We start from the raw sequence: 6,939 nt of genomic DNA on the forward strand, positions 1-6,939 counted from the left end.
CCGGTCAGGAGTGCGTTCAGCCGTAGCGGCGCAGCTCGTGGAAGAAGTCGGGCTGGACGGAGAGTTCGCCAAAGGCGTGCAGGGTGTCGTACACGTGCTTGCCGAGCGCGAGGTCCAGCACGCCGAGGCCGAACGGGGAGAAGAACACCGGCCGGTCGGCGGGTACGCCCCGCTCGCCGGTGAGGACGTCGTACAGGGTGCCGTCGATGAAGTCCCGGCCGCCGGTGAGCTGTTCGGCCAGGTGCGGGGAGGTGTCGGCCTTCAGGCAGTGCTCGATGTCGTCGACGAAATTGGCGCCGGTGAGGATCACCTCGGGCGCGAGGTCGCGCAGCGACACGTGCAGCACCAGCGGGTGGTGGCCGAACCAGCCGGGGTCGGTGATGTGGGGGGTGCCGGCGATGGTGGCGAAGACGATCAGATCGCTGCCGCGGACCAGGTCCTCGGCCCTCTCGTGCACGGTGACGCGGCTGCCGTCCGCCGCCCGCTCCAGGTAGCCGGCGAATCCGGCCGCGTGCTCGGCCGACAGGTCGTGCACGCCGGTCTCGTCGAACTGCCAGCCGGCATCGGCCAGGAACTGGTGGATGTAGCGGGCGATGAGTCCGGTGCCGACGAATCCGACCCGCCGGGGCCGCTCGCCCCGCCCCCGGCTCAGCACGTCCGCGGCCAGCGCTGCCGAGGCCGCCGTGCGGGCCGCGCTGATGATGGAGCTCTCCAGGCAGGCCAGCGGATAGCCGGTGTCGTGGTCGTTGAGGATCAGCACGGCGGAGGCGCGCGGCAGTCCGGCGGCCACGTTCTCGGGGAAGCTGGAGATCCACTTCAGCCCGTCGACGCGGACCTGGCCGCCGATGGACGCGGGCAGGGCGATGATGCGGGAGGCCGGGCGGTCGGGAAAGCGCAGGAAGTAGGACGGCGGATTGACGGTGTCACCGGCGCCGTGGACGCGGTACGCCGTCTCGATCAGGCCCACCACCTCCCGGTACCGGCCGTCGAGTACCCGGTGGACCTGGGCCCCGGAGATCACCGCGAAGGAAGGCGCCTTGGCAACGGGCGGCATCTTGAACTCCACACTTCGGCGGACGTCTGTCCCAGCCGAAAGTAGGCACGTCCCTTATCGGCTGATTATTGGGCGTCTACATCACGTGCTGCGGTTCGATAGCTGCTGCGGAACAGGACGAGCTGCGGTACGCGGTACAGGACGTGCACGGGACGGATGTCAGCCGGAAGCGTCCTGGCCCGGCTTCTCGTCCAGCCGGGACAGCAGCCGTTCGGCCTGCGCGCGCCAGCGGGGCGAACCCGTCCGCAGGAACACGGCGTGGGCCGCGCTCGCCCGCTCCCGGGCGGAGTCGAGCCGGCCCTGGCGGCAACGGGCCTCGCCGAGAACGAGGTTGATCTGACCGTCGACGAGCGGGCTGTCGATGCGTTCGACGACTTCCAGGGCCTCCGAGAGGGTCGCCTCGGCGGCGTCCACGTCACCCGCGCCGAGCCGGGCCTCGCCGAGACCGAGCAGGGCGTAGGCGAGACCGACCAGATCGGATTTGGCCTGCACCAGCTCGATCACCTGCAGAAACGCTTCTTCTGCCTTAGGGAAATCGGACCGGGCAAGATGCACACGGCCGAGCCGGTGGATGGTCTGCGCGGCGCCCCGCTTGCTGCCCCGGTCGATCGACTCCATGATCCGCACGGCCTCGACCCCCAGCTTCATCGCCAGCTCGGTGTTGCCCCGCTCCAGCTCGATCTGGGCCATGTTGTCCAGCGCGTGCGCCTCGGAGGAGATGTCGCCCACGGTGCGGAAGATCGCGCCCGCGCGCTCCAGCCGGGTCATGGCGAGGTCGAGGTCGCCGCTGAACCGCTCCAGGATCGAGAGGTTCCGCAGGTTCAGCGCCTGCCCGTGCGGCTCCCCGGCCTCCTCGAACAGCGCCATCGCCTCGGTGTACCGGGCGTGCGCCTCCTCCAGTCGCCGGTAGGACTGGGCGACCCCGCCGAGCTGGTGCAGCATGGCCGCCTGGCCGAGCAGGTTGCCGGCGCGCCGGGCCGCCTCCAGCGCGACCTCGGCACACTCCCGCCAGTCCTCCAGATAGTGCCGGGTCTCGAAGAGCACGGCGGCGGACACCGTCAGGTCCCAGGCGAGGTCGTCCATCTCCAACTCCGCCGCCTGCGCCACCGCGGCCACCAGCGACAGCCGCTCGGCCTCCAGCCACTCCAGCGGCGAGGAGAGCAGTTCGTCGGTGTGGATACGGTCGAGGGGGCGGCGGGACGCGGGGCTGTGCACCACGCTGAAGTGGCCGCCGTACTCCCGCCGGTGAGCCTCCTCGGCGAGGGCGAGCCAGGTGCGGAAGGCCCGCTCCCGGGCGACCCGCTGCTCCGGATCGGGCTCCTCGGCCTGGGCCCGTTCGCGGGCGTACAGCCGCATCAGGTTCTGCAGCCGGTAGCGCAGCCGGCCGGTCGCGTCGACGCCGACGACCTCCAGGAACTGCGCGTCGACCAGATCCTCCATGAGCCGCTCGGCGTCCAGCACGTCGACGTCGAGCAGCGCACCGCCCACCCAGGCGGCGAAGTCCGGCACGTCCAGCAGGCCGAGGCGCCGGTACAGCCGGGCCGTGTCGTCCGGGAGATAGCGGTACGACAGCTCGAAGCTGGCCCGCACCTGCGCCGCGCCCTGGCTCAGCTCGTCCAGCCGGCGCCGCTCGTCGCCAAGCCGGGCCACCAGGTGCCGTACGGTCCAGTGCGGTTTGGAGGCGAGCCGGGCGGCGGCGATGCGCAGCGCCAGCGGCAGCCGGTCGCACAGGTCGGCGAGGCGCCGGGTGTCGGCGCGGGCGGAGTCGATGCGCTCCTCGCCGACGATCCGCCCGAGCAGCTCCACGGCGTCGTCCCCGGGCAGCACCCCGAGGTGGACCCGGGCGTCCTGCGGCCAGGTGACCAGCTCCTCCAGCTGCTCCCTGCTGGTCACCAGCACGGCGCAGCCCCCGCTGCCCGGCAGCAGGGGCTGGATCTGGGCGAAGGAACGGACGTTGTCGAGCACCAGCAGCACCTGCCGCTCGGCGAGCACGCTGCGGTAGAGCGCGACGAGGTCCTCGGTCTCGGTGGGGATCTGGTCGCTGGACACCCCGAGCGAGCGCAGGAACCTGCTCATCGCGTCACGGGCCGGGGTCGGCTCGTGGTGTTCGTCGTAGCCACGCAGGTCGGCGAAGAGGCGGCCGTCCGGGAAGTGCTGGGCGGCGCGGTGCGACCAGCGCACGGCGAGACCGGTCTTGCCGACCCCGGCGATGCCGGTGATGAGCCCGATGGCGGGCCCGTGCTGCCGGTCGCGGCTCGCGACCAGCGTGTCCAATAACGCGAGTTCCACCTCGCGCCCGGTGAAGCCCGGGACGTCCGGCGGGAGTTCGGAGGGGACGACGAGGGTGTCGGCGCGCAGCGCGTCACTCGCCGGTACGGCCGGTGCGGGCGCCAGCGACGGGTCGTCGCGCAGGATCGCGTCGTGCAGTCCCTGCAGGTCCGGGCCCGGCTCCATGCCCAGTTCCTCGATGAACTGGGCACGCGCCTCCCGGAAGGTGGCCATCGCCTCGGCGCGCCGGCCGGACCGGTACTGGGCGAGCATCAGATGGTGCCGGGTCCGCTCCCGCAGCGGCTGTTCACGGACCACGGAGGTGAGTTCGGGCACCAGGTCGTGGTGGTTGCCCAGTTCCAGCTGGACGGCGGTGGCGTCGTCGTAGGCGTTGAGGCGGTGGCCCTCCAGGCGGGCGGCCTCGTCCTCGACCAGGGAGCTGGAGATGCCGGCGAAGGCGGGACCCCGCCACAGCGCGAGGGCCTGGGTGTAGGCCCCGGCGGCCTCGGGGAGCCGGCCCTGCTGCACGGCGGTCTCGGCGGTCTTCACCAGCCGGGCGAACTCCAGCACGTCCACCGAGTGGCCGTCGGGTCTGAGCACATAGCCGGGGTGGGCGGTGACGATGGTGTCCTCGGCCGCGCCCTGGCTCTTGAACGTCTTGCGCAGTGCGGCGATCACGATCGCGATCTGGGTGCGGGCGGTGGCCGGCGGGTGGTCGTTCCACACGGCGTCCACGAGGGTGTCCACCGGGACGATCCGGCCCGAGTTGAGCAGCAGCAGAGCGAGCACCGTTCGCTGGCGCGCACCGCCGATCGGCAGACTTCGGCCTTGTGACGTCACCGTCACGGGCCCGAGTACCTCGAACCTGAGCCGCTCGCCCACGGATGTTCCCCCAGAACTTCCATCCCACGTCCCGCCAGGTGGCCCAGCCGACGAGAATACCCGAGAAAGTGAACTTGCCCCCCACTGATTTCACCGGCCGCCCCTTTCACCGGGTACGTCACAGCGAAATCCGAGATTCCCCTTTTACTTGCCGAGAGCACGCATTTCAGGAATGCGAATTCGCATGTCGGGACCTCCCCCGTTTCGACTCATTGTGCGAACGTGCCGACCCTCAGCGCAAGTTCCGTGACACGCCGCGCGGGAGTTCACTGCCGGAAATACGCGCGGACCCTGACGGGACCAGGCGCCGCGCACTATTCGCCCTGTCCATCCTGTTCATCCTGTTCGTCGGTCGTACCCAGGCGGGCCTGTTCCTCCTCGACGATCCGGCGGGCGATCTCGGTGTCCGACACGTCGACCGCGTCCGGGGTGGCTTCCGCCACGGCGCTGCGGCGGGCGTAGGCGTCGAACAGGCGGGTCTTGTTCTCCAGCATCTTCACCAGACGTTCGTCCACCCCGCCGGTGGCCAGGAGGCGGTGCACCCGGACCGACCTGACCTGGCCCATGCGGTGGGCCCGGGCCACCGCCTGGTGCTCGATGGTCGGCTTGATCTGCGGTTCGCAGATGACCACGACGGAGGCGGCCTGCATGTTGAGGCCGACGCCCGCCGCCTGGATCTGCGCCAGCAGCACCGCAGGACCCGCGACCGCCGTGAAGTCGTCGACGACACGCTGCCGTTGCCCGGCCGGGACGCTCCCCGTGAGCGGACCGAACACGGGGGTGCCGCCGGGACTCGCCTCGAGTGTTTCCCGCACCACGCCCAGCACGTCCTTGAAGTTGGAGAACACCACCGTCTTCTGGCCGTTCTCGCCGGCCTCCTGGACGATCTCCCGAAGGCGGTTCAGCTTGGCCGACTGCTCGGGGCGCAGGTACGCGGCCCTGCGCATCGCCATGAAGTTGCCTGCGCGGACGGCTTCGCGGTAGGCCTCCTCGTCCGGGGCGCTCAACTCCTCCCACTCGTCGATCTGCTGGAGGCTGGGCAGCTCCGTCAGTACGTCCTCCTGGTTGCGCCGCAGATACACCGGGGCGACGGCCTTGCGGAAGGCGACCGACCCGGCGAGCGCGTCCCGTTCGCCGAGGGATTCCGCGAGGCCGGGATCGAGCATCCCGACCAGGTTGCGGAACTCGGCGACCCGGTTCTCCATCGGGGTACCGGTCATGAAGAGGGCGCGCTCGCACCGCTCCGCCCACAGCGCGACCGCCTGGGACCGCTTGGCCTTCGGGTTCTTCACGGAGTGCGCTTCGTCGACCACGAGCATCCCGACTTCGCCGCCGCCCGGCGCGGGGAAGCCACGCAGCGCGTCGAACGTGGTCACGCCGACCCCGCCCCGCCCCTTCCAGTCGGCGAACGCATCGTGTCGGTCGGGTCCGTGGAGCAGCATGCCGCGCAGGGTGCTGCGGGCCTCGATCTCCCGTGTCCAGTTCACCAGGACGCTCGCCGGGCACACCACCAGGAAGTGGCTGTGGCCCTCGGCGGCCAGGTGCGTCAGCGCGGCTATCGCCTGGATCGTCTTGCCCAGACCCATCTCGTCGCCGAGGATCACCTTGCGCCGGGCGAGGGCGAACCGCGCGCCGAACTCCTGGTAGCCGCGCAGGGAAACCCGCCGGTGGGAGTCGTCCAGATGTTGGCTCCGGACATGCTCCGCAATGTCGTCCGGTAGGAACCCCTCCGCCTTCGCAGCGTCGGGCACACCTCCGGAAAGCTCGGCCAGCAGGCTGTAGTACTCGGCGGAGCGAAGCTCGAAGTCGACCCAGGCCGCGACATCGGTGGAAGGCCCGCGCAGCAGATCCACCGACGCCTGGGCGAACAACTCGGGCAGACCCGCCTGCTCCGCCTCCTCCACCAGCGCCCGGATCTCCGCGACCGCCGCCAGCGCACGGGCCTTCTTGTCCCGGCCGGCCAGCAGCATCCGGAACCGTCCGGCGGCGGGCCGGGCGTCGGCCAGCAGCGGCCCGAGGCGTCTCGACAGCCCGGCGGCCGCGTCGACCGCGCGCCGGGCGTCCGGGCCGGCCTCCACCAGTACGTGCAGAGCCAGGACGAGGGCGGTGGTCCTCGGCTCCGGCCGGTCCACGTCGATGTGGACGGCGACGGTCTCGTGCGCGGCCTCGGAAAGCCGGCGGGCCGCGGCGAGCATCTGGTCGACGGTCCGCTGGCCGACCCCGGGAATCTGCCGCAACCGGTAGGGACCCGCTTCCAGGACCTGCCCCACCGTACGCAGTCCGCTCTTCTCGACATTTCCCAGCCGCAGACGTCCCTCGGTGACGTCCTGCAGCCGAGCGACGGGGATGGCATCTAGCTCCCGCCCCACCGCCTCGTCGAGCATCGGCTTCAGCGCCGCCCGCACCGCCTCGACGACCCTGCCGTGATCGTCGCCCACCGCCTGCGCCACCGCGTACAGCCGCGCCCCACCCGCGACCACATCCCGCTCACCCCGCCCCACACGCCCCGCCCTTCTCACGCCGTCGGGGCATCCTCCCACCGATGGGCACTGCCCGCCTGGATGCGCCCGCCGCGCGAGGAAGGCTGGTTCGCGAACGCAGAAAAGCCCCGCACCATACGGTGCGGGGCTTTCCCACAATGATTGTTCGGCGGCGTCCTACTCTCCCACAGGGTCCCCCCTGCAGTACCATCGGCGCTGTGAGGCTTAGCTTCCGGGTTCGGAATGTAACCGGGC

Annotated in this window: 3 protein-coding genes and 1 rRNA gene; all 4 read right to left on the reverse strand. The window is 71.1% G+C overall.

From position 1 onward, the window contains the following. Window positions 1-16: 16 nt before the first annotated feature. Window positions 17-1,054, reverse strand: a complete 1,038-nt coding sequence (gene sbnB / locus ACFY3C_RS13860; RefSeq protein ID WP_390770878.1) for a 2,3-diaminopropionate biosynthesis protein SbnB — start codon at window positions 1,052-1,054, stop codon at window positions 17-19. 159 nt (window positions 1,055-1,213) lie between these two features. Continuing rightward, complete coding sequence (locus tag ACFY3C_RS13865) at window positions 1,214-4,204, reverse strand: BTAD domain-containing putative transcriptional regulator (RefSeq protein WP_390770879.1); 2,991 nt, start codon at window positions 4,202-4,204, stop codon at window positions 1,214-1,216. 314 nt (window positions 4,205-4,518) lie between these two features. Next, window positions 4,519-6,705, reverse strand: coding sequence for a DEAD/DEAH box helicase (locus ACFY3C_RS13870; RefSeq protein ID WP_390770880.1), 2,187 nt, complete (start codon window positions 6,703-6,705; stop codon window positions 4,519-4,521). A gap of 143 nt (window positions 6,706-6,848) precedes the next feature. Beyond that, window positions 6,849-6,939: ribosomal RNA gene (gene rrf / locus ACFY3C_RS13875) — 5S ribosomal RNA — on the reverse strand; the annotation flags it as partial.

The organism is Streptomyces sp. NPDC001410 (assembly GCF_042895235.1).
GTDB lineage: Bacteria > Actinomycetota > Actinomycetes > Streptomycetales > Streptomycetaceae > Streptomyces.